We start from the raw sequence: 26,866 nt of genomic DNA, 5'->3' as shown, positions 1-26,866 counted from the left end.
GGGGGCGGCCGGAAGCGCACCGCTTCGGGCAGGAATCGGCGATCGCCAGAGGTTGAATCAGGTGAGGAGGGCGGCCCCGACGAGGCCGTGGCCTTCATCGCGGAGACCGTTGCCGAATTGACAAAACTCGCCGAGCGCCACCGGCTTGAGGTCCTCAGCCATTTGCTCGGGATGGCGCAGCTGGAAGCCCAAGAGCACCTGCGGCTGCGGAGCAAGCGCAAGCTGTCGTGAGCAGCCTTCTGTTCAGGCCGAAATAGACCTGAGCTTCCGTGATGACTTGGCGCCCGGGCGCGGCTTGAGCGCGGTATCGGCCGCGGTCAATAGCCGCCCATCTTGCGAATAGAGTTCGAGCTTGCGAACCGGGCGGCCTTTTTCCTTGTCGACCAGGATGGTGGCGATCTCGTCGGGATGATCGTCGAATTCCTCGCTCCACTGGCGCAAAGCTACCAGGATCGGAAACACGCCGCGGCCTTTCGGCGTCAAAAGATATTCCTGATAGGCGCTGCCATCGGAGGCGGGGGCCATTTTGAGGATGCCCTGATCGACCAGCGCGCGCAGCCGCACGGTCAGGATATTCTTTGCGAGCCCGAGACCTTTCTGGAATTCGCCGAAGCGGCGGCTGCCGAATAGCGCCTCGCGGATAATCAGCAGCGACCACCAGTCGCCGATCGCGTCCAGTGAGCGCGCGATCGGGCAATCGTCGTTCTCGAAGCTCGTGCGTTTCACCATGGCGATCTCCGCGGATTCTTTGTTTGACGCGTTCTCTTCACGCGAACCGGACTCCACTTCGCTCGAAAACGCTTTGGATGATCACAGCCTTGTGTAGTTGCATTATAAAACCAGATGGCCTAGATGGCAACTTAGTTTAATAATGCAACCATCGGAGGCTCCCGTGAGACTGGCGAACAAGACGGCGTTCATTACTGGCGGAAACAGCGGCATCGGACTTGCGACGGCCAAGCTGTTCGTGGCGGAGGGGGCGCGGGTCGCCATCACCGGGCGCAACAAGGAGACGCTGGAGGCCGCCGCCAGAGAACTCGGGCCAAATGCGCTTGCGATCGTCGCCGACGCCACCGACATCGCCGCGACCGAGGCTGCGATCAAGCAGGCGGTTGGGAAATTCGGCAAGCTCGACGTCGTGTTCGCCAATGCCGGCATTGCCGGCGGCACGCCGCTTGGATCAGCCACGCTCGAAACCTTTGAGAAGGTCATCGGTACCAACATCACGGCGGTGTTCTTCACCGTGCAGGCAGCGGTACCGCATCTCAATGATGGCGCCTCAATCATCCTGAACGGCTCGGTGATTTCGGTGCTCGGCAATCCCGGCTACTCCGCCTACGCGGCAAGCAAGGCCGGCGTGCGCGCGATGGCGCGGGTGATGGCGTCCGAACTGTCGCCGCGCAATATCCGCGTCAACGTGGTCTCGCCGGGTGCGATCCGCACCCCGATCTGGGGCGCGGCACTGGCGACCCCCGAAGCCGAAAAGGCGTTCGAGAAGCGCATCGGCGCCACCACGCCGCTCGGCCGCATCGGCGAACCCGATCACATTTCGAAGACGGTGCTGTTCCTGGCCTCCGACGATGCGGCGCATATCCAGGGGCAGGAATTGTTCGTCGACGGGGGTGCTACGGCCTCGCCAAGCGGCGCGCCGATCTATCGGGGGTAGGGGCGAATTTCCCGGCAATATCGAAGCCGGCCGGCGGGACGCTGGCCGGCTCCCGTGTCACCTGCGGCGGATTGGCGCTGAGCCAGAACGCGCATTGAACCATGCGTGCAACTGCTTGAGATTTCGAGGACGTTTCGTAAACAACAACCGGTGAGCCCAGTCGTGCCCAAGACCACTGGCATCTCCTCGACCCCAGCGGAAAACTCGGACACCGCGCAATTTGTTTCAGTCGCGCTGTTTTCGGGTGTCGGTCTCCTGGCCTCCTTGATTGTCGTGATCCTGCGCATCAACGGCATTTTCTGATTGGAGCGGCTGCCGTCGCGCACCTAGAGCGTTTTCCAGCGAAGTGGATACCGGTTCGCGTCAAGAAAACGCGTCAAAACAAGAATCTAGAGCCCCGTTCCGATTCCACCGGAACGGAAAAGGCTCTGGTGACGGCAACCGCTCACGCATCAACTCAGGCTGCGTTCAGATTGCCCGCGGCTTTCAGCGCGCCGGCGACGGCTTTTTCGCGATGCTCAGGACCGACCTGGATCCCGTCGGCGGAGATGAATTCGGGATTGGCGATGCCGATGAAGCCGAACACCCAGCGCAAATAGGTCTCCAGGTGCTCGCCGACGGCGGCCGGCGTGCCCGGGCCGTAAAATCCGCCGCGCGAGATCGCGACGATGACCCGCTTGTTGCCGGCCAGACCTTCGACACCCTGTGCGCTGTATTTGAACGTCTTGCCCGCCACCAATATGCGATCGATCCAGGCCTTGAGCTGGCTCGGAATGGTGAAATTGTACATGGGCGCGCCGAGCACGACGATGTCGGTGGCGAGAAACTCTTCCAGCACCGCCTGGCCGGCGGCGAGGTCCGGCTGCAGCGATGCCTCGGGCGTGGCGCCCTGGCCCGCCGCGAGGTGCGAGCCCGACAGATGCGCCAGCGGCGTCAGGGTCAGGTCGCGGTAACTGACGTGAAGGCCGGGGGTGGATTGGCGCAGCCGCTCCACGATGGCGGCGGAAACCTGGCGGCTGACGGAGTGGGGGCCGAGGACGCTGGAGTCGATATGCAGAAGTTTCATTTGGGTCACCCTTGGTATTGATTTGTAACTAGCGCTATATGAGTGACTGTCCTAGAACCCCGCAAGAACGCACATTTTTGAAACCCGAGCACATCCATGAGACCCGAGCACATCAATGTGCCTGTCCTGCCGCCCAGCGCTCACGAGAGCAGCGACTGCCGTGGCGTGGCCTCGATCCTGGCGCGGGTCGGCGACAAATGGAGCGTGTTCGTCATCATGATGCTCGGTGGCGGGCCGCTGCGCTTCAACGAACTCAAGCGCATGGTGGGGGGCATCTCGCAACGCATGCTGACGTTGACGCTGCGCGGCCTGGAGCGGGACGGCCTCGTCACGCGAACCGTCTTCCCGACGATTCCGCCGCGCGTTGATTATGAATTGACCGATCTCGGCCGCGGGCTGTCGAAGCCGGTCGAGGCGCTCGGCAAATGGGCTTTTGATCACCGGGTCGAGATCGAAAGCGCGCGCGCCAAGTTCGACGGGAAAAATTCCAACTAGATCAGCGAAACCAGTCCGCCGCCGTGGCGCTCCAGCCGTCCGGCGAGCTCGAGCTCGAGCAGCACGGACCGGACGATCGCGGGCGAGGCGTCCGACATCCGGATCAGATCGTCGAGGCTGATCGGGCTTGGTCCGAGCAGGTCGATGATGCGCTTGCGTTCGCTGGCGCCCGCGTCGAAATCCAGCGGCTCGGCGTCGGGCTCGCGCACTTCAATTGCGACCGGCCGCTCCATGATCGGCGCGACCGCGTTGATCACGTCGGTCGCTTCCGTGGTCAGCGTCGCCCCCTGCTTGATCAGATCGTTGGTGCCGGCGGCGCGGGGATCGAGCGGCGATCCGGGGACCGCGAACACTTCGCGGCCCTGTTCGGCGGCCATGCGAGCCGTGATCAGCGATCCCGAGCGGTGGGCGGCTTCGACCACGACGACGCCGAGCGAAGCGCCGGAGATCAGGCGATTGCGGCGCGGAAAATCGCGGGCGCGGGGCACGTGGCCAAGCGGCATTTCGGAAATCGCGCCGCCTTGTTCGAGCAATGCGGCCAGCAGGTCCTCATGCTCGGGCGGATAGATCCGGTCATGGCCACCGGCCAGCACCGCAACCGTGCCGCTCGCAACCGTTGCCCGATGCGCGGCCTGGTCGATGCCGCGCGCCAAGCCGGAGATAACGACAAACCCGGCTTCGCCGAGGTCGCGCGCGATCTGGCTTGCGAATTTCAATCCGGCGCCGGAGGCGTTGCGCGAGCCGACGATCGCGATCATCGGCCGCATCATCACCTCGGGCGCGCCGCGGACGCCAAGCAGCGGCGGCGCATCGTCCAGCGTGGCCAGCCGCGGTGGGTAGCCGGCTTCACCGGGCGCGACGAGAGCTATGCCGATCTTTCGGCCAGCCGCGAGTTCACCCCGCGCGTCGTCCTCGCTGCAGATGCGCCCCGGTCCTGACGCGCCGCCCCGCCGCGCCAGATCGGGCAGCCGCTCCAGCGCGGCGCGGGCGCTGCCGAAATGGCGGAGCAGGGAAGCGAAGGTGCGTGGGCCGACATTGTCGGAGCGAATGAGCCGCAACCGGTCGATCCGCTCGGAATCGGTGAGGTGGGGCGCGCTGGGCGTACGGTCATGCATGTCGGAGCAGCTTTGCCCAACCGGAGATTGCAATCAACACCTGTTCTCACGGCTGCCATGCCCGCCGATGCGTTGCCCCGTTCCGGTCGGCTCCGTAAAACCCGTTGGTCCGCCGCAGGAGTAATGTCCATGATCTCGCTCGCCGACCTTCAACGCCGTATCGCGCAGGGTGATCTTTCCGCGGATGCCGCGATTGCCCAGTCGCTGGAGGCGATCGGCGCGCAGGAGAAAGCGATCGGCGCCTTCGTCTGCCATGATCCGAACATCCGCGCTGAGAACGCCGGGCCGTTGCGCGGCGTCGCCGTCGGCATCAAGGACATCATGGATACCGCTGATTTTCCGACCGAGATGGGCTCATCGATCTACAAGGGATTTCGATCGCGCGGAGATGCGGCTGTCGTGATGGCGCTGAAGGCGGCAGGGGCCAGCATCGTCGGCAAGACCACGACGACGGCGTTCGCATCGTCAGATCCGACCGCGACGCTCAACCCGCGCAACACGGCGCACACGCCGGGTGGATCATCGGCAGGCTCGGCGGCGGCGGTCGCGGCCGGCATGATCCCGTTGGCGCTGGGCACGCAGACCGGTGGCTCGGTGATCCGGCCGGCCTCGTTCTGCGGCTGTGCCGCGATCAAGCCGTCCTACCGCCTGCTGCCGACCGTCGGCGTGAAGTGTTATTCGTGGACGCTGGACACCGTTGGTTTGTTCGCCGCCGGTGTTCGCGACGTTGCGCACGGCCTTGCGGCGATGACGGGCCGGGATGAATTTTTGCCGCAGGCGTCAGTGCCGACGCCGCGTATCGGCGTCGTGACCCAGGACTTTGCCGGTGCACCGGAGGCCGAAGGCGCCGAGGCACTGCAGATCGCCGCCAAGGCTGCGGAACGGGCAGGGGCATCCGTGCGCACGCTGGCGATGCCGGAGATCGTAGCCGAAGCATGGCGTGAGCATCCGACGGTGCAGGAATTCGAAGCGCATCAGGCGCTCGCCTGGGAATACCGCGTGCATTACGACGCTGTCGCGCCGAACCTGCGTGGACGGCTGGACGAAAGCAAGGGCATGCTGCCTGCCGCCTATGACGGGGCGATGCAAGTTACACGTCAGGCCAGAATCGCGCTGGCAAAAGTTTTAGAAGACGTCGACGTGCTGCTGGCCATATCAGCCCCGGGTGCAGCACCGGCGGGATTGGGCTCGACGGGCGACGCCCGCTACAACCGGCTGTGGACGCTGATGGGAACGCCCTGCGTCAACATTCCCGCGCATATCGCTGCCGGCGGATTGCCGGTGGGCGTGCAGGTTATCGCGCGCTATGGCGACGATGCGAAAGCGCTGGCGGCAGCGCGGTTCGTCGAGGACGCGCTGGCGCAGAAGTAGGATTATTTCGCGCCGATCCGGCTCTCAGTTCCGGTCTGCAAGCGCTTGATATTTTCGCGGTGCGCGTAGAACAGCAATAGCGTCATCACCACAAACAGCGAAGCCAGCGCCGGGTGGAGGAACCACCACAGGAACAGCGGCGTCACGAAGGCCGCGATCAATGCCGACAGCGATGAGTAGCGCGTGGTGATGGCGGTCGCGATCCACATCACGCAGAACACGACGGCCGCAGGCCAGAACAGGCCGATCAGCACGCCGATATAGGTCGCGACCCCTTTGCCGCCTTTGAACTTGAGCCAGACCGGATAGAGATGCCCCAGAAAGGCGCCGAATGCGGCCAGCATCGCGGCGTTGGGGCCGCCATAATAGCCGCAGACGACGACCGCGAGCGTGCCCTTGAGCGCGTCGCCGATCAGCGTCCCGGCGGCGAGGCTCTTGCGGCCGGTGCGAAGCACGTTGGTGGCGCCGATACTGCCGGAGCCGATCGAGCGCAGATCCTCGGTGCCGGCGAACTTGGTCAGCAACAGCCCGAATGGAATCGAGCCAAAGAAATAACCCACGAAAAACGCAACAACGAGGAATGGTTCAAACGACATCGGCGTTGCTCCCGCCGCGGAGTATTTCGCGCACGTCTTTTTTTGACGCGTTTTCTTGACGCGAACCGGTACTGCTTGAAAACGCTCTATTAGACATGTTCATAGACCGTCCGTCCGCCCACGATAGTACGCACGACGCGGCCCGAGAAGCGGGCTTCGTCGAACGGCGTATTTTTGCATTGCGATTTGAGGTCGTCGCGGTCGAGCACCCAGGGTACGTCGGCATCGATCACGACGACGTCGGCAGGGGAACCCGCGCGCAGCGAGCCGCCGGGGAGGCCCAAAATCTCGGCCGGGCGCGTCGACATCGCGCGGATCAGGGTCTTGAAGTCCATCTCGCCATTGTGGATCAGCCGCAGGCCCGCCGGCAGCATGGTCTGCAGCCCGACCGCGCCGGCGGCGGCTTCCGCGAACGGCAGCCGCTTCACCTCGACGTCCTGCGGATTGTGATCGGACATCACGACGTCGATCAGGCCGGAGGCCACGGCCGCGACCAGCGCCAGACGGTCGTCCTCGGTGCGCAGCGGCGGCGACAGTTTCAGGAACGTCCGGTAGGGTCCGATGTCGTTTTCGTTCAGCGTGACGTGGTTGATCGAAACCGACGCCGAAACTGCAAGTCCCGCGTCTCGCGCGCGCTTGAGGATTTCGAGCGACTCGATGCAGCTCAGTGACGCCGCGTGATAGCGCCCGCCGGTCAGCGCCACCAGGCGCATGTCGCGTTCCAGCATGACCGCCTCGGCGGCATTGGGAATGCCGACCAGGCCGAGCCGTGCGGCGAACTCGCCTTCGTTCATCACGCCTTCGCCGACCAGGTCGGGGTCTTCGGTGTGGTGCACGATCAGCGCGTCGAAATCGCGCGCATAGGTCAGAGCGCGCCGCATCACCTGCGCATTGGTGACGCTGTGGGCGCCATCGGTAAAGGCGACGGCGCCGGCGGCCTTCAAGAGGCCGATCTCGGTCATTTCCTCGCCGCCCATGCCCTTGGTCAGCGCCGCCATCGGGTGAATGTTGACGATCGCGGTGTCGCGCGCCCGGCGCAGCACGAAGTCGACGGTGGCCGAATTGTCGATCACCGGCGAGGTGTCCGGCTGGCAGATGATCGTGGTGATGCCGCCGGCGGCCGCCGCCTGGCTGGCGGAAGCAAAGGTTTCGCGGTGGCTGGCGCCGGGCTCGCCGACAAAGGCGCGCATGTCGATCAGCCCGGGGGCGACGACCTTGCCGGCGCAATTGACGATGTCGGTGCCTTCGGGGACGCCGGCAGCGCCGATGCCGCGCTTTGAGTCGCGGATCACGCCGTCGGCGATCAGGACGTCACCAGGGCCGTCGAAGTCGCGCGAGGGGTCGACGACGCGGGCGTTGGCCAGGAGGATGGGGCGGCGATCGGTCAGCATGTCAGGCGTTCGGCAGGTTACGGGCGAGTGCTTCCAGCACCGCCATGCGCACCGCCACTCCCATTTCGACCTGTTCGCGGATCAGCGATTGCGCTCCGTCCGCCACGAATGAATCAATCTCGACGCCGCGGTTCATCGGACCGGGGTGCATCACCAGCGCGTCGGGTTTTGCGTAGGCGAGCTTCTTCTGGTCGAGACCGAAATAATGGAAATATTCGCCGGACGACGGTACGAACGAGCCGTTCATGCGCTCGCGCTGCAGCCGCAGCATCATGACGATGTCGGCGCCGTTGAGGCCCTCGCGCATGTCGCGCGCCACCTCAACGCCCATCCGCTCGATGCCGCGCGGCAACAGCGTGGAGGGCGCCACCACGCGCACCCGGGCGCCCATGGTGTTGAGCAGCAGGATATTGGAGCGGGCGACGCGGGAATGCATCACGTCGCCGCAGATCGCGATCACGAGGCCTTCCAGCCGGCCTTTGTTGCGGCGGATGGTCAGCGCATCCAGCAGCGCCTGGGTCGGATGTTCGTGGCTGCCGTCGCCGGCGTTGATCACGGAACCGTCAACCTTGCGCGCCAGAAGTTCCACCGCACCTGACGCGTGGTGGCGCACCACCAGGATGTCCGGATGCATGGCATTGAGCGTGACGGCCGTATCCATCAGCGTCTCGCCCTTGCGGATCGAGGACGAGGACACCGACATGTTCATGACGTCGGCGCCGAGCCGTTTGCCGGCCAGTTCGAACGAGGATTGGGTTCGGGTCGAGGCCTCGAAGAACAGGTTCACCTGGGTGCGACCGCGCAGCGAAGTGCGCTTTTTGTCTACCTGGCGGTTGAGCTCGACATATTCCTCGGAAAGGTCGAGCAGGCCGGTAATATCGGCGGCGGAAAGCCCCTCGATTCCCAGCAGATGCCGGTGACCGAGGACGAAGGTCGATTTCGATGCAGGGGTCATTAAAACGAGAGCTATAGGCAGACTTCCCATGCGGGGCAAGTGCGAATAGGGGGCTTGCGAGTTATCCCCCGGTCTGTCGCCGCGCAGGGTAAAGAGGGTTGCCGCAATTGGGCCGCGTTCAGCGCGCGGGGAAGGTGTTCGATGCAGAAATGGCAGGCCATTTTAGTGATCACATTAACCGGTCTTGGCTTGTCCAGCCCGCAGGCTGTGCGAGCACAGGCCTTGCCGGGCGGCTTCGTCTACCTGCGCGATATCGATCCCAGCATCATCCAGGACATGCGCTACGCCACGTCGAACAACTTTGTCGGCAAGCCGCTGAGGGGGTATGACGGCGCCGAATGCGTCGTGAAGCGCGAGGTCGGCCTGGCGCTGAAGAACATCCAGCAGGAACTCGCCAGGCAAAAGCTGTCGTTGAAAATGTTCGACTGCTACCGGCCGGAACGCGCGGTCGCCGACATGGTGGCGTGGTCGAAGAACGGCAAGGAGACACCTGCCGAACGCCGCTATAACCCGGCCTTCCGTAAGGCCGATTTGTTCCGCCTGGGCTATATCGCGACCCGGTCCGGACATTCGACCGGCGCCGCGCTCGATCTGACCCTGGTCGATCTGACCGCCGACAATTCCGCGAAGTTCGATTCCACCAAGGCTTACGCCGACTGCACCGCGCCTGCAGAGGCGCGCGCGCCGGAAGGCAGCGTCGATATGGGCACCGGCTATGATTGCTCGGACGTCAAATCGCATACCGCCGCCCCCTCGATCACGCCGGCGCAACGACGATCGCGGAATGCGCTGGTCGCCGCGATGGCCCGGCAAGGGTTTGTGAACTATTCGAAGGAGTGGTGGCACTTTTCGCTGCCGGGGGTCGGCCGGCAGGCCTATGATTTCCCGATTGCGCGACGGAATTGATCCCGGAGCAAGACCCGCCATGAGCCAGGCATCATTTTCGACCCACGAGGTCTTCAATCAGTCGCCGCCGTTCGAAGATGTCGACCTGTTCGCGGCCGACCGGCCGCTGGCCGAGGCGGTAGCCGCCAATGGCGGTGGCGAGGCGAGCCGTGAACTATCCGACTTCGGCCAGCACTGGGGTTCGGCCGAAATGGCGGCGCGAGGCCGTGCTGCCAATGAGAACACCCCGAAGCTGCGGACCTTCGATTCCCGCGGCAACCGCCGCGACGAGGTCGAGTTTCACCCGGCCTATCACGAGCTGATGGCCCACTCGGCCCATGCTGGCGTGCACAATTCGACGTGGAACGCCGACGGCAAGCCGGCAGGCGGTGCTTCGGAAGTCGTGCGCGCCGCCCAATTCTACATCGCCTCGCAGGTCGAGACCGGGCATCTCTGTCCGATCACCATGACGCGCGCCTCGGTGGCGGCGCTGGCCGAGCAGCCGGATCTGCTGGCGAAGGTGATGCCGGTGCTGGCGACGCGTACCTATGATCCCGGCTTTGCGCCGTGGTGGACCAAGGGCGGCATGACGGTCGGCATGGGCATGACCGAGAAGCAGGGCGGCACCGATGTGCGCTCCAACATGACGCGCGCCGAGCGAGACGGCGATGCCTATCGCATCACCGGCCACAAATGGTTCATGTCGGCCCCGATGTGCGATGCGTTCCTGGTTCTGGCGCAGGCGGGCGACGGCCTGAGCTGTTTCTTCATGCCGCGCTTTGCGCCCGATGGGTCCGTCAACGCGATCCGCTTCCAGCGGCTGAAGGACAAGCTCGGCAACCGCTCCAATGCTTCATCAGAAGTGGAATTCACAGGCGCCTATGCGGAGCGCATCGGTGACGAGGGCAAAGGCATCCGCACCATCATCCAGATGGTGCAGCTGACGCGGCAGGATTGCGCGATTGCCTCCGCCGGCCTGATGCGCTCGGGCCTGGCGCATGCGCTGCACCATGCAAGGCACCGCAGCGTGTTTCAGAAGCATCTCGCCGACCAGCCGCTGATGCAAGCGGTGCTGTCGGATATGGCGCTGCATGTCGAAGCCTCGATCGCGCTGGTCATGCGGCTGTGCCGGGCGTTCGACCGGGCGCCGTCAGACGCCAAAGAGGCCGCCTATATGCGGCTGCTGACGCCGGCGATCAAATACTGGGTCTGCAAGAGCGCACCGGGTTTTCTCTATGAGGCGATGGAATGCCTCGGCGGCAACGGCTACGTCGAGGAGGGGATTTTGGCGCGGCATTACCGGGAGTCGCCGGTCAACGCGATCTGGGAAGGGTCAGGCAATGTGATGTGCCTCGACGTGCTCCGGGCGCTGTCGCGCGAGGCCGAGGCGGCATCCGCCGTGTTGCACGAACTCACCGGTGAAACGCTGGGCCTGCCGGGGGCCGGCGAGGCGGTCGGTTTTATCGGCAAAGCTTTCCGCCGGCCCGACAGCGAACGGGTGGCCCGGCTGGCGGTCGAAAAACTGGCGCTGCTCGCCGCCGCGGCGGCGCTCAATGCGGTGTCGCCACGGCATGCGGAACTGTTTGCCGCCACGCGCCTTGCCGGGAATCACGCCAGCATGTACGGCGCGGTCGATCTTGCCAGCGCCGACGTCGCTGGTCTGCTGGAACGGGCGCTGCCCTGAAAGTCAGTTGATGGATTCCCTCAGCCTCCCGCAACCGCCCCCTCCCGTCGCGTCCGCCCTGCGTCCGCCCCGGATCTGGAAGTTCTGGGGCACGGCGCTGTGGGGGCTGTTCATCTTTGCCGGAATGTTTGTCGGCCAGGCTGTGGTCATCGTTTACTTCGTGTTGCGGCAAGGTTCGTGGGATCTCGCAGCAGCGATCCATGTCGTCGGCGCCGGGCTGACGATCTCGCTGTCCGTGATCATGGGAATGCCTGCGGTGCTGCTCGCAGCCTGGGTCGCGACGCGCGCCTCGCGCACGCCATTTGTTGACTATCTCGCGCTGCGCTGGACCACGTGGCAGAATTTCCTGATCGGCGCCGTCTCACTGGCCGTCCTGGTCGGCGGCTGGGATTTGCTGTCGCGTGCGCTCGGGCGCGAAGTGACGCCGGGCTTCATGGGCGATGTGCTGAAATCGGCGCAGGCCGACGGCGCGCTATGGCTGCTCGTGATCGCGTTCTGCGTCGCTGCACCGATCTCGGAGGAAATTATGGCGCGCGGTTTTCTCTACCGCGGCTGGTCGGAATCGCGCCTCGGGGTGCCCGGCGCCATCTTCCTGTCGTCGCTGGTTTGGACATCGATGCACCTGCAGTACAGCTGGTTCTTCTTCGGTGAGGTGTTCACCATTGGACTGTTGCTCGGCTATCTCCGCTACCGCAGTGGTTCGACCTGGCTGACGATCGTGATCCACGCTCTCAACAACACGGCGGCGACAATTCAAACCTTCTGGCTCGCCGGGCAATAGCTGCCGATCTCGAACCTGACGCCGCGCCTTCGCGACAAAGGCGCGGAGGTTCCCATGTCATCGCTCGAGATTTCCGCGCCGCCCGCTTTGCCTGTTCTGCCACGTCAGCCCCGTACCTGGTATTTCCTGGGTTCGGCGGTCATCGCGTTGCTTGCCTATATTGCGTTCAATCTCGCGCATTTGATTGTGGGCTTCCTGGTGCTGGTCCAGACCGCCGATCCCTCCATGACCGATGCACAGCTCACCGAGTTGATGTTTCGGGGTGGCGCCATCGGCGCGGGCACGATCGCCGCATGTCCCGTCGTCCTGGCTGTGCTCTGGGCCGCGATCCGGATCGCGAGGCGGGGCTTCACGGAATATCTGGCGCTGAACTGGCCGAACCGCGGCGAACTCGTTTACGGCCTCGCAATAACCTTCGCGTTCCTGCTCGCATGGCTCCTGCTTTCGTTTCTGATGGGACAGCCGACGCCCGCTTTCGTGATCGACAGTTATCGCTCCGCGCAGGACGACGGGCTGATGTGGCTGTTGTTGATCGGTTTGTGTGTCGGCGCACCCGTGACGGAAGAGTTCGTGGTGCGCGGACTTCTGTATCGCGGCTGGTCGCAATCCTTTCTCGGTCCGGTCGGCGCCATCGTGCTGTCATCGGCGCTGTGGGCCCTGATCCACCAGCAGTATGATTGGTACTATGTCTGCCAGATATTCCTCGTCGGGCTGATCTTCGGGCATCTGCGACGCCGCAGCGGCTCGACCTGGCTCACCGTGATAACTCACGGCTTTTTCAACCTCGCGGTCATAGCCCATACTGCCCTGAAACTTGCGTACTTCTGATCTCACCCGACCAATGCGATCGCGATCGGCATCGTGATCGCCGCCAGAATGGTCTGCAGCGTGATGATCTGCGCCAGCAAAGGCGCATCGCCGCCCATCTGCCGGGCCAGCACATAGGCGCTGGATGAGGCCGGCACCGCCGCGCACGCGGTCACGATCGCCAGGTTCGAGCCTGACAGCCCGAACCACAGCGCCAGCGCGACGGCGATCACCGGCATCAGCACCAGCTTGAGGAACACCGCAACCGAAGCGGCAAGGCTCGGGCGGAACAGGCCTTCGAGATGCAGGCCGGCGCCGGTCACCAGCAGGCCGATCGCCAGCGAGGAGCGGCCGAGCGCGTCGGCGACGTCATGCCAGAGCTTTGGCAGGGGGAGGTGGGTGACGTTGATCAGGAGCCCGATCGCGCAGGCCCAGATCAGGGGATTGCGCACGACCGTCATGGCGATGGATCCGACCGATTGTTTTTCGGTCGAGGCGTACCGCGCGAGCACGCTGACGCTGAACACGTTGACCAAGGGGATGATGGCGACCATCGCGACCGAGGCCAGCGCCAGTCCGGCATCGCCGAACAGGCTGCCCGAGACGGCGAGCGCCACATAGGTCTGCCAGCGGATGGCGCCCTGGAACACCGAGGTGAAGGCGGGTCCGTTGACCGCGCCGCGGGCGAGCAGGGGTCGCAGCGCCAGGCACAGCAGCGACATCAGCAGCGCCGACAGCAGCAGCGCGCCGCCGACGCCTGCGACCGGGACCTTGCTGAGGTCGGCCCTCACCAGCGTCTGGATCAAGAGCACCGGAAACAGCACGTAATAGGTCAGCCGCTCCAGCCCGTGCCACTGCGTCTCCAGCCGCATCAAGCTCCGCTTCAGTATGAAGCCGAGCACGATCAGCAAGAACACCGGCAGCAGCGCCGCGACCACCACTGCCATCTTCAGCGCTCGCCGCGCAGTGTGGCGAGCCGGTCCAGCGCGCCTTGCAGGATGAAGATCGCGGCATGCTCGTCGATCACTTCGGCGCGGCGGGCCCGGCTGACGTCCATCCCGATCAGTTCGCGCTCGACGGCCGATGTTGAGAGCCGTTCGTCCCACAGGCCGATCGCCAGATCTGTGAGTTTGGAAAAATTGCGCGCAAAGGCGCGGGTCGATTGCGCGCGCGGACCTTCGCTGCCATCCATGTTGATGGGCAGGCCGAGCACGAAACCGACCGCGTTGCGCTCGCCGGCAATGGAAAGCAGCCGCGCCGCGTCGGCCTTGAAGGCTTTGCGGTGGAGGGTCTCAACGCCGGTCGCCAGCCTGCGATCGGCGTTGGAAACCGCGACGCCGATGGTCTTGGTGCCGAGATCGAGGCCGACCAGCGCACCGCGCTCGGGCCAATGCGTGACCGCTTCGATCAGAGGGAGGATGAGGGCGGGCATGGACCCGCATAACACGCAGCTAGTCTGACATGCAAAGCCGGATGCGGCGTGGCGTCCATGCGGGAACGCCACGCCATCCGTCGAGATCGTCTTAGCGAATCGCGACCGGGTTGATCATGCTCTGCACGCCGCCCTTGAAGCGCGGCTGGCCGAGCACGAACAGGAACTCATAGGCCTTGTCGGCTGCGAGTTCGGCAGTATTGATGACTTCGAGAATGTAGGTTCCGTTCATTGGCAGCAGGATCTGGTGCACCTCGAACACGTTCTTCGATTCAAACGGTATCACTTCCAACCCCCAGGTATCGGCGCCTACGGCAACCACGCCCTTGCCGGTGAGATATTTGGCGCCTTCGACGCCAAGGCCAGGCTCACCTGAGTTGAAGCGCTTGTCGTCCTTGCCGATCAGACTAGCCCAACCGGTGTGAAAGAGGACGACGTCGCCCTGGCGGATTTCCACGCCTTGTTTCTTAGCGACTTCCTCGATCTCCTTGACGTTGAAGGCGGTGCCTTCTTTGACCACATCCGTACCGTAGTGAGCGGCCATGTCGAGCAGCACACCGCGGGTCACCATCGGTGGCACTTTCTCGATGCCGAGTTTCTTCAGGCCGGTGGGATCGGCGAAGTCGAGCAGCTTGTTGCCGTTATAATAGACGTGCTCCACGCCGATATGGCCGAGGCCGTCCATCTGGCTGCCGACGCCGACCCAGCCTTCGATGATGTCGTCGTTATAGGTGGTCTTGCTCGGCCCAAGGCCGGGAATGCCGGCCTGACCGGGCTGGACGACGGTGATCTTGAAGGCGCGCGGAGGGTAGGCGGGCATCTTGGAGTCGACCGGGAAGCCGAGCGCGTAGGTCTTGCCGGTCTTGACGAGGCCGGCCGCCTTCACAACGAGCTCCGGGGTCATATAGTTGGCGGCGCCGATCTCGTCGTTCGGTCCCCATTTCGATTTCGTCCAGTCTTGAGCGCTTGCCGTTCCAACCGTTCCCAACAGGGCAGCCGAACAGCACAGCACGAACGCGTGGCGCATCGCAGATCCTCCCAGAGTTGACGTTATGGTTCTTGGTAGTCAGCGCCTCATACTAACGTAGTAGTGTGCGACGATCCAAAAATTTTTTGATGCGGCTATTGCGATGGAAGGCCGCGAGCCGGTCGTGCAGCGCAAATCTTCTTTGTTACAGAAATGTGGCGCCGATATTTCGCACAGCGGAACGTCGCGCGCGACGAGGCAACGCGATGGATGCACTGCAATTGTTCGGCTTGCTCGCGGTGACCGCGATGCTCATCCGCTACGCGCTGGAAGACCACCGCCGCTGGTTTATTCTGCCCTTTGCGGCAGCCTGCGCGCTGGGTTCAATTTACGGATTTCTACAGGGCGCCTGGCCATTCGGGCTGGTCGAGGCAGTCTGGGCCGTTGTTGCGCTGCGGCGCTGGAGCGTCAGGCCGCCGCTGATGGCATAGGCCGCCCGCGTCATGTCGCAATTCCGGCGCGGTTGAATGGCCGCTGCTCCAAAGAGTCTGGCATCAGTAGCATTGCATGATCACCCGTGCCTCTTCAAAGCGCCGAGCGCGCAAGGCGTCCCGATGGATCCAAACATAGAGGTTGCCCACATCACCCCACATCATGCCGGCACGATCGTCGGATGCGATTTGCAGCAGCAGCAACCAATTCGCCGCGTCGGATTTCAACCGCTCGGCCGCCTTCGAATTCCACGCGCTGGGGTCGAGCCCCTTGCTGACGAGCGCGCATTCGGTCTGCATGTTGCCCTGAATCTGGAGCGGATGTGCCCACCGAAGCGGTGATCATGACCGTTGCGGGTGACCTCGTACCACCAGGCTTGCACGGTCTTCTCCGCCCTGGCTTTGATCTCGCAGGCATTCCATTCGGGCGAGCCGAAATAGGGAGGCCACATGCCGGCATGAAGCGCGCACCGCTGCGGCCGGAAGCCGGCGGTCTGCTTGTGAGCCCATAATTCGGCCGGCGGGCTTGCTCGCTTTAACGAATCGACCGGAGTCAAATCGTAGATCAGCCGCGCACCCGTGATATCTCCCGGTTTATCGCCCGCGGGCCGATGGTCGGTGTCATAGAAAAAGAAAAGCCGTCCCTCGCGCGGGATGTCCGGATCGACGGGGCCCGTAAGCCGGACTTCGGCCAAGTCGACCTGCGCGATGAACCGGAGCGGCGCCGGCTCCCCAGATGTCTCACGAGATTTCGTGAAACGGTAGACGACAGATCCGCGTACTTGGTTCGATCTGACCCGATTTCGGCAGGGCGGCGCGCTTGGCCGTTAGGGTTGGTCGGGGCGGTCAGGGGCGGAGGCGGGCTGCGGCGCTGAAATCTCAGGCGGCGATGACCTCGCCGCTATTGTTCAGGCAGGCGGTAAAGCCTTGCAGCGCGCTATATTGATGTGCGCTGCGGCGCTGGATGAAGAGGGTGTCGACACCAGACTGAGCGGCCTTCAGCTTGTGGACGTTGACGGTCTCGTTCTTTCCGACAACGGCACGGGGCAGCAGCGTCACGCCCATGTCAGCGGCGACGCAGCCGATCATGCCGTCTAGCGTGCCGAGTTCGAACCGCGCCGAAGACGGCCAGCCAAACTCGGAAAACACCTGTTCGAGCCGCTGCCGATAGCTGCAGCCGGTGCGGAATACCAGGGCGGTCGGCCCTGATTCTGGCGTGCCCGCGCGCAAGGCGGCCAGATTTGCCCAGCGCCTCGACGTCACCAGCACGAGTTCTTCCCTGAAAGCGATTGTCGAACTGAGTTCGGCGTGGTCGATCGGACCGGCCACAAATGCGCCGTCGAGCCATCCGTCAAGCACGGCCGCGACAAGGTCTGCGGTCGGCGAGGTGCGCAGGCTCAAGCGCACCGCTGGAAAGCGGCGGTGGAATTCGGCGAGCAGGGAAGGCAGCCGTACCGCAGCGGTGGTCTCCATCGAGCCGATCGACAACGGCCCCTTGGGCTCGCCATCGTCGCGCGCGGCCAGCACGGCTTCGCGCGACAACGCCGCCATCCGCTGCGCATACGGAAGCAAGCGGCGGCCGGCGCCGGTCAATGTCATGCCGCGGCTATGCCGCTCGAACAGTGCGGTGCCGATCTCGGTCTCCAGCGCTTTGACGCGCTGGGTGACGTTGGATTGCACGGTGTTGAGTTCGTCCGCGGCGCGGGTGATGCCGCCGAGGCGCGCCACCGTCGAAAACGTCACGAGATCGCTCAATTCCATGGACCGGTCTCCGTTTCATTATAGCGATGGCAGCGTTCTATAGTATTCATTTTATGAGAATGATATGTCGGCCTATCGTGTCTGTCCAGATAGAAGGGTTTGGACATGTCGATCAGCACGCCATTGACGGCTCTCCTGGGCATCACGCATCCGGTCCTGTCGGCGCCAATGGACGTGATCGCCGGCGCACGACTGACGGCGGCAGTCAGCGCCGCCGGTGGTTTTGGCATTTTGGGTGGTGGCTATGGCGATAAGGCCTGGCTGGAGCAGGAGACCGCCAAGCTCAGAGGCGTATCCGCTCCCTTTGGCATCGGCTTCATCACCTGGAGTCTCGCCAAACGGCCGGAGCTGATGGACATCGCGCTCGCGGCACGGCCGCGCGCCATCATGCTCTCGTTCGGCGATCCAAAACCCTTTGCGACCAAGATCAAATCCAGCGGCGCGCTGCTGATCTGCCAGGTGCAGGACGAGGGCATGGCGCGGCAGGCGCTTGACGCCGGTGCCGACCTGCTGATCGCGCAAGGCAGCGAGGCCGGCGGACACGGTGCCTCCCGCACCACCATCGACATCGTGCCGGCGATTGTCGATCTCGTGGCGGGCCGGGTGCCGGTTGCGGCGGCGGGCGGCATCGGTGACGGCCGCGGGCTGGCGGCGATGATGATGCTGGGGGCGTCCGGCGTGCTGCTCGGCACGCGCTTTTACGCCAGCCAGGAATGCGACGGCGCCGATGAAGCCAAAAAGCGTATCTGCAACGCGACCAGCGGCAGCAGCATCAGGAGCATCATCTTCGATATCTCCCGGAACAATGTCTGGCCGGCGCCGTTCAACGGCCGCTGCCTGATCAATGACCACGCGCGCCGCTGGATCGGGCGCGAGGTCGAACTGATGCAAAACGTCACCGCGGTCGCAGCCGAATATGCCGCCGCGAGAGCCGCCGGAAATTATGATGTCGCCGCTGTCATCGCAGGTGAGGCCGTCGGCCTGATCCATGATATTCCGTCGGCGGCAGTGATCGTTGACAGGATCGCCACGGAGGCCGATCAGCTCCTGGCTGGACGGCGCAACTCTTCCGCAGCAACAAGAGCCTGATTCAACTCATTCAAGCGAGCAGACCCCATGTGGCCAGACCGCCGACTTCTCGATCTCTTCAAGACCGAATTTCCGATCGTGCTGGCGCCAATGGCCGGCGTGATGGATCAGGAACTGGCGATCGCGGCGGCCCAGGGTGGCGCGCTGGGTTCGCTGCCATGCGCGATGATCACGGCGGAAAAGGCGCGCGAACAGATCAGCATCGTGCGCCAGCGCGTCTCCACGCCGCTCAACTTGAACTTTTTCTGCCACGCGCCGGTCGCGGCCGATCCCGCGCGCGAAGCCGGATGGAAGGCGCGGCTCGCATCCTATTACAAGGAGTTGAGCCTCGATCCCGCAACGCCTGTCACTGCCGCGAACCGCGCGCCGTTCGACGAGGCGATGTGCGCGCTGGTTGAGGAGATGAAGCCGCAAGTGGTCAGCTTCCATTTCGGCCTGCCGGATGCCGCACTGGTGAAACGCGTCAAGGCGGCGGGCGCCATCGTGATGTCGTCAGCCACGATCGTAAAAGAGGCGATATGGCTCGAGGAGCACGGCGCCGACGTCATCATTGCGCAAGGCGCCGAAGCCGGCGGCCATCGCGGCATGTTCCTGACCGAGAATATCGCCCAGCAGCCCGGCATCTTCGCGCTGGTGCCGCAGGTCGTCGACGCCGTGAAGGTGCCTGTCATTGCGGCCGGCGGCATTGCCGACGGGCGCGGGATCGCGGCGGCCTTTGCGCTCGGAGCTGCGGGCGTGCAGATCGGCACGGCCTATCTGCGCTGCCCGGAATCGAAGGTGTCCGCGCCGGCGCGGGTAGCGCTTGCCCAGGCGAGTGATGATGCCACCGTCATTACCAACGTCATGACCGGACGGCCCGCGCGCGGCGTCGCCAACCGCGTGATGCGCGAGGTCGGACCGATTTCGCCGGATGCGCCTGATTTTCCGCACGCCGCAACCGCACTCGGTCCGCTGAAGGCGGCCGCCGAAAAGCTCGGCAAGGTCGATTTCACCAATCTCTGGGCCGGGCAGGCGGTGCGGATGGGCCGCGAGATGCCGGCCGCAGAACTGACGCGGGCGCTGGCGGGCGCGGCGTTGGCTAGGCTGAGTTCGCTGGCTTAGCGTCCGGCGGCTGCCGGGGTCGTTGTGCTAATGCGCCGGCTCGTCGCGTTTGACGACGTCCAGGTGCTCGACGGCGAGCGATCGATAATGCGCGGCCATCTCTTTGTAGTGACGTTGCGAGATGGGATCGGTGGCGCTTTCTGCGCGCCGCTCGAACATCTCGGCTTTTTCCTGAAGCTCTTTCGCTTTGGACATGGCGTTGCCTCACGTTCGTCAGGCTAGACACGCCAGATATAGGATCGCGACGCCAAGCACGCCACCGATCGACCACAGAGCAGGATCCCAACTTTCCGTTACACCGTCGTGTTCCGTTGTCCACATCGCACGGCCTCCAGAGTGATGGCCGAGTACACGCCGCGACTGTTTCAAAACGACTGCGTCAGCCCGCCAAATTGGTTTCGTCGGCGGCTTTTCCCTGTCGAAACCCCGGACTCCCGGCGCGGGCCGCAACGGCGGCACTTTGATGCGGCCTTTGAGCCCCGTTTGGCGGTATTTTGGCCCCAAAATGCCGGCGGGGCGGTTCCCCGTGGTTGCGGCGCAAAACCGGGCTCTGCTATACGGCGGGTGCGATCCCCCGATTGAGGCCTTATATTAATGTCCGTTGATGCCGCTACCGTTCGCCGCATCGCGCATCTTGCGCGAATTGCGGTCGCCGAGGCCGAAGTTCCCCATCTGCAGGGCGAACTGAACGCCATGCTGGCGTTCGTAGAGCAGCTTTCGGAGGTGAACGTCGACGGCGTCGAGCCAATGACCTCGGTGACCCCGATGGAAATGAAGAAACGTCCTGACGTGATCAATGACGGCGAGATCGCCGACGATGTCGTCAGAAACGCGCCCGACACCGTGAACCATTTCTTTCTGGTGCCGAAGGTCGTCGAGTAACATCGTGTTTTCGAGCGAAGTGGATACCGGTTCGCGTGAAGAAAACGCGTCAAACAAAAGAGTCTTAGAGATCCGCGATGTGCATGCTCTGCGACGATGAAAAGGCTTATGCGGCCTACATGAACTATCTCGACGCGATGGAGCGGCAGGGCAAGGCCGCCGATCCCGACAAGGCGATGGACGCCGTGCTCGACGCGCTCGAGGCGTCCGAGCTGACGCGGCCCAAGCAAGACGACCCCGCGAGCGACAAGACCCTGTCTCCATTCTTCTGCAGCCCGATCAATAAATGACCGATTTGATTTCGATGACGATCGCCGAGGCCAGGAATGGCCTCGCGAACAAGTCTTTCACCTCGCTTGAACTGACCGACGCGCACCTTGCCGCGATCGAGGCGGCGCGCGCGCTCAATGCCTTCGTGCTGGAAACGCCGGACAAGGCCCGAGCCATGGCGCGCGCGATCGACGCCAGGATCGCCAAAGGCGAGGGCGGCCCGTTGGCCGGCATTCCGCTCGGCATCAAGGACCTGTTCGCGACCAAGGATGTGCGCACCACCGCGTGCTCGAAAATCCTCGGCAATTTCGTGCCGCCCTATGAGTCGACAGTCACTTCGCAGCTCTGGCGCGACGGCGCCGTGATGCTGGGCAAGCTCAACAACGACGAGTTCGCGATGGGCTCCTCGAACGAGACCTCGTGCTTCGGCCCGGTGGTCAATCCGTGGCGGCGCGAAGGCTCCAATACCTCGCTGGTGCCGGGCGGCTCGTCGGGCGGCTCGGCTTCCGCGGTGGCCGCACTGCTTTGCATGGGCGCGACCGCGACCGATACCGGCGGTTCGATCCGCCAGCCGGCGGCGTTCACCGCCACCGTCGGCGTCAAGCCGACCTACGGCCGCTGTTCGCGCTGGGGCATCGTCGCCTTTGCGTCCTCGCTCGATCAGGCAGGGCCCATTGCGCGCACGGTGCGCGACAGCGCGATCCTGATGCGCTCGATGGCCGGGCACGATCCCAAGGACACGACGTCGGTCGATCGTGCGGTGCCGGACTACGAGGCCGCGATCGGCAAGTCCGTCAAAGGCATGAAGATCGGCATTCCCAAGGAGTACCGCCTCGATGGCATGCCGGCGGAAGTCGAAAAGCTCTGGACCGAAGGCGCGGCCTGGCTGAAGGCGGCTGGCGCGGAGCTTGTCGAGATATCGCTGCCGCATACCAAATACGCGCTGCCGGCCTATTACATCGTCGCACCCGCCGAGGCGTCGTCTAACCTGGCGCGCTACGACGGCGTGCGCTATGGCCTGCGCGTGCCCGGCGGCTCCATCGGTGAGATGTACGAGAACACCCGCGCCGAAGGTTTTGGCGACGAAGTGCGCCGCCGCGTCATGATCGGCACCTATGTGCTCTCCGCCGGCTATTACGACGCCTATTATTTGCGAGCGCAAAAAGTACGTACCCTGATCAAGAAGGATTTTGAGGACTGCTTCGCCAAAGGCGTCAACGCAATCCTGACGCCGGCGACGCCGTCAGCGGCATTCGGCGTCGGCGAGAAGGGCGGCGCCGATCCGGTCGAGATGTATCTCAACGACATCTTCACGGTGACCGTGAACATGGCGGGACTGCCGGGCATCGCCGTTCCCGCCGGCAAGGATGTGCAGGGGTTGCCGCTCGGCCTGCAACTGATCGGCCGGCCTTTCGACGAAGAGACGCTGTTCTCGCTCGGCGAAGTGGTGGAGCAGGCGGCCGGGCGCTTCACGCCCGAGCGCTGGTGGTAGCGATGGGCGACTTCCGCGCCAGCCTGTCGGGGACGTCCCCGGCACCTAGCCTGGAACCGCCGCTGGCGGCATTGTGGTGGGCGGCCAAGGGCCAATGGGACGAGGCGCACAAGATCGTCCAGGACGAAAACACGCGCGACGCCGCCTGGGTGCATGCCTATCTGCATCGTGTCGAGGGTGATCTCGGCAATGCCGGTTATTGGTACCGGCAGGCGGGCCAGCCTGTGGCCAAGGATTCTCTGGAAGCCGAATGGGAGCGGATCGTGTCCGCGCTGCTCGGGAGTGGAAAAGCATGAACGCGACAGTCAAACCGGCCAAACTGATCAGGGGCGTCACCGGCGATTGGGAAATGGTGATCGGGTTGGAGGTCCATGCCCAGGTCACCTCGCAGTCAAAACTGTTCTCGGGCGCTTCGACCGAGTTCGGCGGCGAGCCGAACACCCACGTCTCGCTGGTGGATGCCGCGATGCCGGGCATGCTGCCTGTCATCAACGAGGAATGCGTTCGTCAGGCAGTTCGCACCGGCCTTGGGCTAAACGCGCAGATCAATCTGCGCTCGGTGTTCGACCGCAAGAACTATTTCTATCCGGATTCGCCGCAGGGCTACCAGATCAGCCAGTACAAGTCGCCGATCGTGGGCGAGGGCGTGGTCGAGGTCGAACTTGACGGCGGCCACAGCGTCTCGATCGGGATCGAGCGTCTGCACCTGGAGCAGGACGCCGGCAAATCGCTGCACGACCAGAGCCCGACCATGTCCTATGTCGACCTCAACCGCTGCGGCGTGGCGCTGATGGAGATTGTCTCGAAACCGGACATCCGCGATGCCGAGCAGGCCAAGGCCTATGTGACCAAACTGCGTTCGATCCTGCGCTATCTCGGCACCTGCGACGGCGACATGGAGAAGGGTTCACTGCGCGCGGACGTCAACGTCTCCGTGCGCAAGCCCGGCGGACCGCTCGGCACCCGCTGCGAGATCAAGAACATGAACTCGATCAACTTCATCGGCCAGGCGATCGAGTATGAGGCGCGGCGCCAGATCGAAATCATCGAGGATGGCGGCGTCATCGATCAGGAGACCCGGCTGTACGATCCGGGCAAGGGCGAGACGCGCTCGATGCGCTCCAAGGAGGAGGCGCACGACTACCGTTACTTCCCCGATCCCGACCTGCTGCCGCTCGAGTTCAGCGAAGCCTATGTCGCCGGCCTGAAGGCCGAGCTGCCGGAATTGCCGGACCAGAAGAAGGCCCGCTTCATCGAAGGTTTCGGACTGTCGCCCTACGACGCCAGCGTGCTGGTGGCCGAGCGCGAGAGAGCTGAATATTTCGAGGCCATGGTCGGTGAAGGAGCGGAGCCAAAGTCCGCTGCAAATTGGCTGATCAATGAGTACCTGGGCCGAATGAGCCGCCAGAAGTCGGATCTACCGATAATGGACTGGGTTCAACCACTTTCCCAGCCAGTGCAACGCCCTGCGAGGCCGCAACCGGGATTTTTCACGCCTGTTTTGGGACCCCTGCCACCATCAGCAAATACAGCGATCGTGACTATGATCTCCACAGGAGTGATTTCGGGTAAGACCGCCAAAGATGTTCTGGAAGCTGTATTTGCAAATCCAAAGATCGATCCCCGAGCGTACGTTTCAGAGAATAATCTAACCCAAGTCACCGACCTCGGTGCGATTGAAAAGGTTGTCGATGACATTGTTGCCGCCAACCCGGACAAGGTTGCGCAGGCGAAAGCAAAACCGGCGGCAGTTCAATGGTTTGTCGGTCAGGTAATGAAATCCTCTGGCGGCAAAGCCGATCCGAAGGCTGTCAACGTCCTGCTGAGGTCGAAGCTCGGTCTAGAAGGGGGTGAAACCCCGAATATGCCTGTGAAAAAGAATCGTGACGTCCTTTTCGAGGATCGCAAGAGAACTAGACAAGAGCCATTGCAGCGCGGTGAACGGCTCTTCGACTACTACGACGAGTGCGCCCGCAGTGGATATGACGAATTCAGATTACTAATGAACGGTTGGCTATCCGACGTCGCGCTAGACGATCGGCGCCAGCTCATTTCCAGAATGCGAAATGGTGGAAACAACGCATTTGGAGCGGCTCTATGTGAACTCGTAGTCCATGCGTTGCTAATTGCACTAAATTACAAGGTTGTTGCGCATCCGAGCTTGCCAGGGACGGATGCACATCCAGATTTTGCGGCCACCGATCAGTCGGGCAAACGGCTCTACGTGGAGGTGACTACCGTCAATCGCGCAGACGAGAAGGTGGATCAACTTGGTCGTGAGGCGCCTATCTACAACGCAATCAACCAGGCGAAATTACCGGCTGGCTGCTTGCTCGGTTACACACTGGTGCAGGCGGGACCGGACAAGCCTGATTTGTCGACGCTTTTGGATTCGGTTGAACTTTGGGCAAAGGAGAGCTCAGCTAGCGGAACAAGTACGCCGATCGTCAGACGCTTTGTGATAGGCGAATGGATTGTTGAACTTGAGCTTTTCTCTGGTGGTAGCTCTGCAGCGGGATCGCCCGCGATTGGGGTCGCATGGGGCGGCGGTGGAGTAATAACTCCCCATCAGGACATCCGGGGAGGTCTGTGGGCCAAAACCAACAAATACGGCTCGTTGGACGCGCCATACTTGATAGTGGTGGCCGACGCAAAGGATCAAATCTTTGGTCCGAGTCAAGCCAAGAACGCAATTGCGGAGGCGCTCTTCGGTACCGAACTAGTGGTCTCAGTCGACGGGAAGATCAGCCACGATCGTGCTCGTGATGGGCTTTGGTTCGGACCGGAAGGCGCACGAAACCAACACGTGTCCGGAATATTGCTTATCCCGCAGACCGACATTTGGAAGCTTAGAGAGGCAAATCGGGAGCCGATTTTGGCACTTAACCCGTGGGCAACGTCTCCACTTCCAGAGGCGGTTAGGGGCTTGCCGCGCCTTGAGGCGATGGACCATAAATTGGTGGAGTACGGCGGCAAGAGTTTGGCAGATATACTGGGCGTTCCGATACCTTGGCCTCCGAGTGAGTAGGGAAGGCTAGCCACCGACAAGGCGCGCGACGGCAAGCTTGCCGCCAACTGGGTGATCAACGAGCTGTTCGGACGCCTCAACAAGGAAGGCCGTGATATTGCGGGCTCACCGGTCTCTGCGGTGCAACTCGCGGCGATCGTCGACCTGATCGGCGAGGGCACGATCTCCGGAAAGATCGCAAAGGACCTGTTCGAGATCGTCTGGCAGGAAGGTGGCGACCCTCGCGTGCTCGTCGAGACGCGCGGCATGAAGCAGGTCACGGACTTGAGCGCGATCGAGAAGGTGGTCGACGACATCATCGCCGCCAACCCGGACAAGGTCGCGCAGGCGAAAGCCAAGCCGCAACTCGCCGGCTGGTTCGTCGGCCAGGTGATGAAGTCGTCCGGCGGCAAGGCCAATCCGCAAGCCGTCAACGATCTCTTGAAGGCGAAGCTCGGCATCTGAAGCGTCCCGTAACGGGACGCTTTTCGCGGTAGCTCACGTTGCGATCGACGCGCGAAAGCGTGCATCGATCGCGCATCGCGGATCAAAAACCATCGTCACGACGGACAACGGGCCTTGCGAATCGATCGCAGCGATTCGTCCAGAAATTCGGTTCTGGCGAGCGGCGATGAGACGTGGACGCTGAATCCACGAAAATATTTTCATTGCCAAAATTTGCGACTCAGAGTCCGCGCCAGCGGCTTTTGGGCGGTCTCGATGAGTCGCGATAACGTCGTTTGCGCACCAATCATCACATGCGTGAATCGCGAAAACATCTGTAATACAAGCGTTTCCTCCAATATTGACAAACGCCGATGTCGGTCGTTGCTGCACTTTTTGCATCGTCGTACGGGCGTGTTTTGGTGGCGCCGACACCAGCTTCGCGCGCGCTCTCACATTGCTGCGTCAACACTTCCTTAAGCGGGACGCTGTTTTTTTGAATGTGTTGGTGTATTCGGGATGTAGTGCACATCGATTCCCGAGTGCACGCAGCGAACTAAGCCATCTCACTTACATTAGGAGGGCAACATGGCCAAGAAAGCTAAGAAGGCAAAGAAGGCGAAGAGCGCAGTGAAGAAGACTGCGAAGAAGACCCGCAAGGTCGCCAAGAAGAAGAAGTAACTTCGTCTTGAAAAAATTGCCGGCGGCTTGATGCCGGCACGTCACACGAGCCATCAGACGGTTTGCTTCTCTAAGCAAACATAGCTCGGATGGCTCTGGTCGACGAAAGAGGGTGTCGGCGAGACATCAGGTCAAACGGCTGGATCGACTTTCGGGAGAGTTCGCTTTCCCAAAACCGGTCCGGCAGAAGAAACAGGTTTTCTTCGTTCGGTGCGGAATCTTTGCTCCGCAATTTCACTGGGCCCAAAGCCCCGACTGAAATCTGGTCCTGACGTGTTCGCCGACGCCCTCGTTCCCCGGAACGTCTCCTGTTCCCCGGAACGATAGCCGCGCCCTTGGTGCCCGGCATTCGATCTTTCCAAATCCTTTACATGACTGCCCCGACCGCCCGTGGCCCGCTCGGGCTGCCGCAGATCGTGCTCATGCGCCACCGCACG

The 26,866-nt window shown here is 63.2% G+C and carries 28 protein-coding genes and 3 pseudogenes; 18 read left to right on the top strand and 13 right to left on the bottom strand.

Going from position 1 to position 26,866, the window contains the following annotated elements; translation table 11 throughout:
• Positions 1-87: 87 nt before the first annotated feature.
• Positions 88-231 carry a hypothetical protein gene (locus tag JQ611_RS26915; RefSeq protein ID WP_212467102.1) on the top strand — a complete coding sequence of 48 codons (144 nt, stop codon included), beginning with the start codon at positions 88-90 and terminating at the stop codon, positions 229-231.
• Positions 232-243: 12 nt separating this feature from the next.
• On the opposite strand, the gene JQ611_RS26910 is transcribed toward JQ611_RS26915, so the two are convergent.
• Positions 244-729 carry a helix-turn-helix domain-containing protein gene (locus tag JQ611_RS26910; RefSeq protein ID WP_212266274.1) on the bottom strand — a complete coding sequence of 162 codons (486 nt, stop codon included), beginning with the start codon at positions 727-729 and terminating at the stop codon, positions 244-246.
• Between the two features lie 163 nt (positions 730-892).
• Here JQ611_RS26910 and JQ611_RS26905 point away from each other — a divergent pair, with 163 nt between their 5' ends.
• Positions 893-1,666 (top strand): glucose 1-dehydrogenase, encoded by a 774-nt coding sequence (locus tag JQ611_RS26905; RefSeq protein ID WP_212266276.1) that lies wholly within the window; start codon positions 893-895, stop codon positions 1,664-1,666.
• A 162-nt stretch (positions 1,667-1,828) separates the two neighbouring features.
• Positions 1,829-1,969 (top strand): hypothetical protein, encoded by a 141-nt coding sequence (locus JQ611_RS26900; protein ID WP_212266344.1) that lies wholly within the window; start codon positions 1,829-1,831, stop codon positions 1,967-1,969.
• A gap of 154 nt (positions 1,970-2,123) precedes the next feature.
• Here JQ611_RS26900 and JQ611_RS26895 read toward each other — a convergent pair whose 3' ends face one another.
• Complete coding sequence (locus JQ611_RS26895; protein WP_212266278.1) at positions 2,124-2,732, bottom strand: FMN-dependent NADH-azoreductase; 609 nt, start codon at positions 2,730-2,732, stop codon at positions 2,124-2,126.
• 96 nt (positions 2,733-2,828) lie between these two features.
• On the opposite strand from JQ611_RS26895, the gene JQ611_RS26890 reads away from it, so the two are divergent.
• Complete coding sequence (locus tag JQ611_RS26890) at positions 2,829-3,227, top strand: helix-turn-helix domain-containing protein (protein WP_212266280.1); 399 nt, start codon at positions 2,829-2,831, stop codon at positions 3,225-3,227.
• On the opposite strand, the gene dprA is transcribed toward JQ611_RS26890, so the two are convergent.
• A complete protein-coding gene (gene dprA / locus JQ611_RS26885) occupies positions 3,224-4,342 on the bottom strand; it encodes a DNA-processing protein DprA (protein ID WP_212467101.1) in 1,119 nt (372 codons plus the stop codon). The two genes, JQ611_RS26890 and dprA, sit on opposite strands and share 4 nt — an antisense overlap.
• Before the next feature lie 129 nt (positions 4,343-4,471).
• On the opposite strand from dprA, the gene JQ611_RS26880 reads away from it, so the two are divergent.
• Positions 4,472-5,713 carry an amidase gene (locus JQ611_RS26880; protein ID WP_212266284.1) on the top strand — a complete coding sequence of 414 codons (1,242 nt, stop codon included), beginning with the start codon at positions 4,472-4,474 and terminating at the stop codon, positions 5,711-5,713.
• A gap of 2 nt (positions 5,714-5,715) precedes the next feature.
• On the opposite strand, the gene plsY is transcribed toward JQ611_RS26880, so the two are convergent.
• From plsY to JQ611_RS26865, 3 genes are all read right to left on the bottom strand, one after another.
• Positions 5,716-6,309, bottom strand: coding sequence for a glycerol-3-phosphate 1-O-acyltransferase PlsY (plsY, locus tag JQ611_RS26875; RefSeq protein WP_212266286.1), 594 nt, complete (start codon positions 6,307-6,309; stop codon positions 5,716-5,718).
• A gap of 89 nt (positions 6,310-6,398) precedes the next feature.
• The gene (locus JQ611_RS26870) at positions 6,399-7,700 is read right to left on the bottom strand and encodes a dihydroorotase (protein ID WP_212034943.1); all 1,302 of its coding nucleotides are present in this window, start codon (positions 7,698-7,700) and stop codon (positions 6,399-6,401) included.
• Position 7,701: 1 nt separating this feature from the next.
• Entirely contained in the window at positions 7,702-8,655 is a 954-nt protein-coding gene (locus tag JQ611_RS26865; protein ID WP_192733697.1) for an aspartate carbamoyltransferase catalytic subunit, read from the bottom strand.
• Positions 8,656-8,796: 141 nt separating this feature from the next.
• On the opposite strand from JQ611_RS26865, the gene JQ611_RS26860 reads away from it, so the two are divergent.
• Genes JQ611_RS26860 through JQ611_RS26845 form a run of 4 tightly spaced genes read left to right on the top strand, consistent with a single transcriptional unit; the run spans position 8,797 to position 12,833 of the window.
• Positions 8,797-9,561 carry a M15 family metallopeptidase gene (locus JQ611_RS26860; protein ID WP_212266288.1) on the top strand — a complete coding sequence of 255 codons (765 nt, stop codon included), beginning with the start codon at positions 8,797-8,799 and terminating at the stop codon, positions 9,559-9,561.
• Between the two features lie 19 nt (positions 9,562-9,580).
• Positions 9,581-11,224, top strand: a complete 1,644-nt coding sequence (locus JQ611_RS26855; RefSeq protein ID WP_212467100.1) for an isovaleryl-CoA dehydrogenase — start codon at positions 9,581-9,583, stop codon at positions 11,222-11,224.
• A 10-nt stretch (positions 11,225-11,234) separates the two neighbouring features.
• Positions 11,235-12,005, top strand: a complete 771-nt coding sequence (locus JQ611_RS26850; protein ID WP_212467099.1) for a CPBP family intramembrane glutamic endopeptidase — start codon at positions 11,235-11,237, stop codon at positions 12,003-12,005.
• 54 nt (positions 12,006-12,059) lie between these two features.
• Positions 12,060-12,833: a type II CAAX prenyl endopeptidase Rce1 family protein gene (locus tag JQ611_RS26845; RefSeq protein ID WP_212467098.1), complete on the top strand. Its 774-nt coding sequence runs from the start codon at positions 12,060-12,062 to the stop codon at positions 12,831-12,833.
• Positions 12,834-12,835: 2 nt separating this feature from the next.
• Here JQ611_RS26845 and JQ611_RS26840 read toward each other — a convergent pair whose 3' ends face one another.
• From JQ611_RS26840 to JQ611_RS26830, 3 genes are all read right to left on the bottom strand, one after another.
• Entirely contained in the window at positions 12,836-13,759 is a 924-nt protein-coding gene (locus JQ611_RS26840; RefSeq protein ID WP_212266295.1) for an AEC family transporter, read from the bottom strand.
• A gap of 2 nt (positions 13,760-13,761) precedes the next feature.
• Positions 13,762-14,244 (bottom strand): Holliday junction resolvase RuvX, encoded by a 483-nt coding sequence (gene ruvX / locus JQ611_RS26835; RefSeq protein ID WP_212388199.1) that lies wholly within the window; start codon positions 14,242-14,244, stop codon positions 13,762-13,764.
• 91 nt (positions 14,245-14,335) lie between these two features.
• A complete protein-coding gene (locus tag JQ611_RS26830; protein WP_212266299.1) occupies positions 14,336-15,271 on the bottom strand; it encodes a cyclase family protein in 936 nt (311 codons plus the stop codon).
• Positions 15,272-15,477: 206 nt separating this feature from the next.
• Here JQ611_RS26830 and JQ611_RS26825 point away from each other — a divergent pair, with 206 nt between their 5' ends.
• Complete coding sequence (locus JQ611_RS26825) at positions 15,478-15,702, top strand: hypothetical protein (protein WP_212467097.1); 225 nt, start codon at positions 15,478-15,480, stop codon at positions 15,700-15,702.
• 63 nt (positions 15,703-15,765) lie between these two features.
• On the opposite strand, the gene JQ611_RS42565 is transcribed toward JQ611_RS26825, so the two are convergent.
• The 3 genes and pseudogenes from JQ611_RS42565 to JQ611_RS26810 form a co-directional block, all read right to left on the bottom strand.
• Complete coding sequence (locus JQ611_RS42565; RefSeq protein ID WP_409411303.1) at positions 15,766-16,014, bottom strand: DUF1963 domain-containing protein; 249 nt, start codon at positions 16,012-16,014, stop codon at positions 15,766-15,768.
• Positions 15,927-16,415 (bottom strand): annotated as a pseudogene (locus JQ611_RS43100) (hypothetical protein); the annotation flags it as partial. The gene JQ611_RS42565 and the pseudogene JQ611_RS43100, both read right to left, overlap by 88 nt.
• 166 nt (positions 16,416-16,581) lie before the next feature.
• Positions 16,582-17,463 (bottom strand): LysR family transcriptional regulator, encoded by an 882-nt coding sequence (locus JQ611_RS26810; protein ID WP_212467094.1) that lies wholly within the window; start codon positions 17,461-17,463, stop codon positions 16,582-16,584.
• Between the two features lie 105 nt (positions 17,464-17,568).
• Between JQ611_RS26810 and JQ611_RS26805 the strand changes: the two genes are divergently transcribed.
• Positions 17,569-18,552 carry a nitronate monooxygenase family protein gene (locus tag JQ611_RS26805; protein WP_212467093.1) on the top strand — a complete coding sequence of 328 codons (984 nt, stop codon included), beginning with the start codon at positions 17,569-17,571 and terminating at the stop codon, positions 18,550-18,552.
• Between the two features lie 27 nt (positions 18,553-18,579).
• Positions 18,580-19,653 (top strand): nitronate monooxygenase family protein, encoded by a 1,074-nt coding sequence (locus JQ611_RS26800; protein ID WP_212467092.1) that lies wholly within the window; start codon positions 18,580-18,582, stop codon positions 19,651-19,653.
• Positions 19,654-19,680: 27 nt separating this feature from the next.
• Here JQ611_RS26800 and JQ611_RS26795 read toward each other — a convergent pair whose 3' ends face one another.
• Positions 19,681-19,848 (bottom strand): hypothetical protein, encoded by a 168-nt coding sequence (locus JQ611_RS26795; protein WP_192733686.1) that lies wholly within the window; start codon positions 19,846-19,848, stop codon positions 19,681-19,683.
• Positions 19,849-20,247: 399 nt separating this feature from the next.
• Between JQ611_RS26795 and gatC the strand changes: the two genes are divergently transcribed.
• The 6 genes and pseudogenes from gatC to gatB (JQ611_RS26765) form a co-directional block, all read left to right on the top strand.
• Positions 20,248-20,535: an Asp-tRNA(Asn)/Glu-tRNA(Gln) amidotransferase subunit GatC gene (gatC, locus tag JQ611_RS26790; protein ID WP_212388218.1), complete on the top strand. Its 288-nt coding sequence runs from the start codon at positions 20,248-20,250 to the stop codon at positions 20,533-20,535.
• Between the two features lie 77 nt (positions 20,536-20,612).
• Positions 20,613-20,825, top strand: coding sequence for a hypothetical protein (locus JQ611_RS26785; RefSeq protein WP_212467091.1), 213 nt, complete (start codon positions 20,613-20,615; stop codon positions 20,823-20,825).
• Entirely contained in the window at positions 20,822-22,297 is a 1,476-nt protein-coding gene (gene gatA, locus JQ611_RS26780) for an Asp-tRNA(Asn)/Glu-tRNA(Gln) amidotransferase subunit GatA (protein ID WP_212467090.1), read from the top strand. The genes JQ611_RS26785 and gatA overlap by 4 nt, the downstream gene beginning before the upstream one ends.
• Before the next feature lie 2 nt (positions 22,298-22,299).
• A complete protein-coding gene (locus JQ611_RS26775; RefSeq protein WP_409411302.1) occupies positions 22,300-22,593 on the top strand; it encodes a hypothetical protein in 294 nt (97 codons plus the stop codon).
• Positions 22,590-24,140: pseudogene (gatB, locus tag JQ611_RS41905) on the top strand (Asp-tRNA(Asn)/Glu-tRNA(Gln) amidotransferase subunit GatB); the annotation flags it as partial. The gene JQ611_RS26775 and the pseudogene gatB (JQ611_RS41905), both read left to right, overlap by 4 nt.
• 1,200 nt (positions 24,141-25,340) lie before the next feature.
• Positions 25,341-25,769, top strand: a pseudogene (gene gatB, locus JQ611_RS26765) (Asp-tRNA(Asn)/Glu-tRNA(Gln) amidotransferase GatCAB subunit B); the annotation flags it as partial.
• Between the last annotated feature and the right edge of the window lie 1,097 nt (positions 25,770-26,866).

It is taken from the genome of Bradyrhizobium sp. AUGA SZCCT0182, from assembly GCF_018130185.1.
In the GTDB taxonomy this organism is placed as follows: Bacteria; Pseudomonadota; Alphaproteobacteria; order Rhizobiales; family Xanthobacteraceae; genus Bradyrhizobium.
Note: the sequence above shows the minus strand (reverse complement) of the source record. Positions and strands in the feature narration are given on the sequence as shown.

Bases quoted from the DNA above. Each gene is read 5' to 3' on its own strand.
- JQ611_RS26910 (WP_212266274.1), bottom strand. From the start codon at position 729: ATGGTGAAACGCACGAGCTTCGAGAACGACGATTGCCCGATCGCGCGC.
- JQ611_RS26895 (WP_212266278.1), bottom strand. From the start codon at position 2,732: ATGAAACTTCTGCATATCGACTCCAGCGTCCTCGGCCCCCACTCCGTC.
- JQ611_RS26890 (WP_212266280.1), top strand. From the start codon at position 2,829: ATGAGACCCGAGCACATCAATGTGCCTGTCCTGCCGCCCAGCGCTCAC.
- dprA (WP_212467101.1), bottom strand. From the start codon at position 4,342: ATGCATGACCGTACGCCCAGCGCGCCCCACCTCACCGATTCCGAGCGG.
- JQ611_RS26880 (WP_212266284.1), top strand. From the start codon at position 4,472: ATGATCTCGCTCGCCGACCTTCAACGCCGTATCGCGCAGGGTGATCTT.
- plsY (WP_212266286.1), bottom strand. From the start codon at position 6,309: ATGTCGTTTGAACCATTCCTCGTTGTTGCGTTTTTCGTGGGTTATTTC.
- JQ611_RS26870 (WP_212034943.1), bottom strand. From the start codon at position 7,700: ATGCTGACCGATCGCCGCCCCATCCTCCTGGCCAACGCCCGCGTCGTC.
- JQ611_RS26865 (WP_192733697.1), bottom strand. From the start codon at position 8,655: ATGACCCCTGCATCGAAATCGACCTTCGTCCTCGGTCACCGGCATCTG.
- JQ611_RS26860 (WP_212266288.1), top strand. From the start codon at position 8,797: ATGCAGAAATGGCAGGCCATTTTAGTGATCACATTAACCGGTCTTGGC.
- JQ611_RS26855 (WP_212467100.1), top strand. From the start codon at position 9,581: ATGAGCCAGGCATCATTTTCGACCCACGAGGTCTTCAATCAGTCGCCG.
- JQ611_RS26850 (WP_212467099.1), top strand. From the start codon at position 11,235: ATGGATTCCCTCAGCCTCCCGCAACCGCCCCCTCCCGTCGCGTCCGCC.
- JQ611_RS26845 (WP_212467098.1), top strand. From the start codon at position 12,060: ATGTCATCGCTCGAGATTTCCGCGCCGCCCGCTTTGCCTGTTCTGCCA.
- JQ611_RS26840 (WP_212266295.1), bottom strand. From the start codon at position 13,759: ATGGCAGTGGTGGTCGCGGCGCTGCTGCCGGTGTTCTTGCTGATCGTG.
- ruvX (WP_212388199.1), bottom strand. From the start codon at position 14,244: ATGCCCGCCCTCATCCTCCCTCTGATCGAAGCGGTCACGCATTGGCCC.
- JQ611_RS26830 (WP_212266299.1), bottom strand. From the start codon at position 15,271: ATGCGCCACGCGTTCGTGCTGTGCTGTTCGGCTGCCCTGTTGGGAACG.
- JQ611_RS26825 (WP_212467097.1), top strand. From the start codon at position 15,478: ATGGATGCACTGCAATTGTTCGGCTTGCTCGCGGTGACCGCGATGCTC.
- JQ611_RS26810 (WP_212467094.1), bottom strand. From the start codon at position 17,463: ATGGAATTGAGCGATCTCGTGACGTTTTCGACGGTGGCGCGCCTCGGC.
- JQ611_RS26805 (WP_212467093.1), top strand. From the start codon at position 17,569: ATGTCGATCAGCACGCCATTGACGGCTCTCCTGGGCATCACGCATCCG.
- JQ611_RS26800 (WP_212467092.1), top strand. From the start codon at position 18,580: ATGTGGCCAGACCGCCGACTTCTCGATCTCTTCAAGACCGAATTTCCG.
- JQ611_RS26795 (WP_192733686.1), bottom strand. From the start codon at position 19,848: ATGTCCAAAGCGAAAGAGCTTCAGGAAAAAGCCGAGATGTTCGAGCGG.
- gatC (WP_212388218.1), top strand. From the start codon at position 20,248: ATGTCCGTTGATGCCGCTACCGTTCGCCGCATCGCGCATCTTGCGCGA.
- JQ611_RS26785 (WP_212467091.1), top strand. From the start codon at position 20,613: ATGTGCATGCTCTGCGACGATGAAAAGGCTTATGCGGCCTACATGAAC.
- gatA (WP_212467090.1), top strand. From the start codon at position 20,822: ATGACCGATTTGATTTCGATGACGATCGCCGAGGCCAGGAATGGCCTC.
- JQ611_RS26775 (WP_409411302.1), top strand. From the start codon at position 22,300: ATGGGCGACTTCCGCGCCAGCCTGTCGGGGACGTCCCCGGCACCTAGC.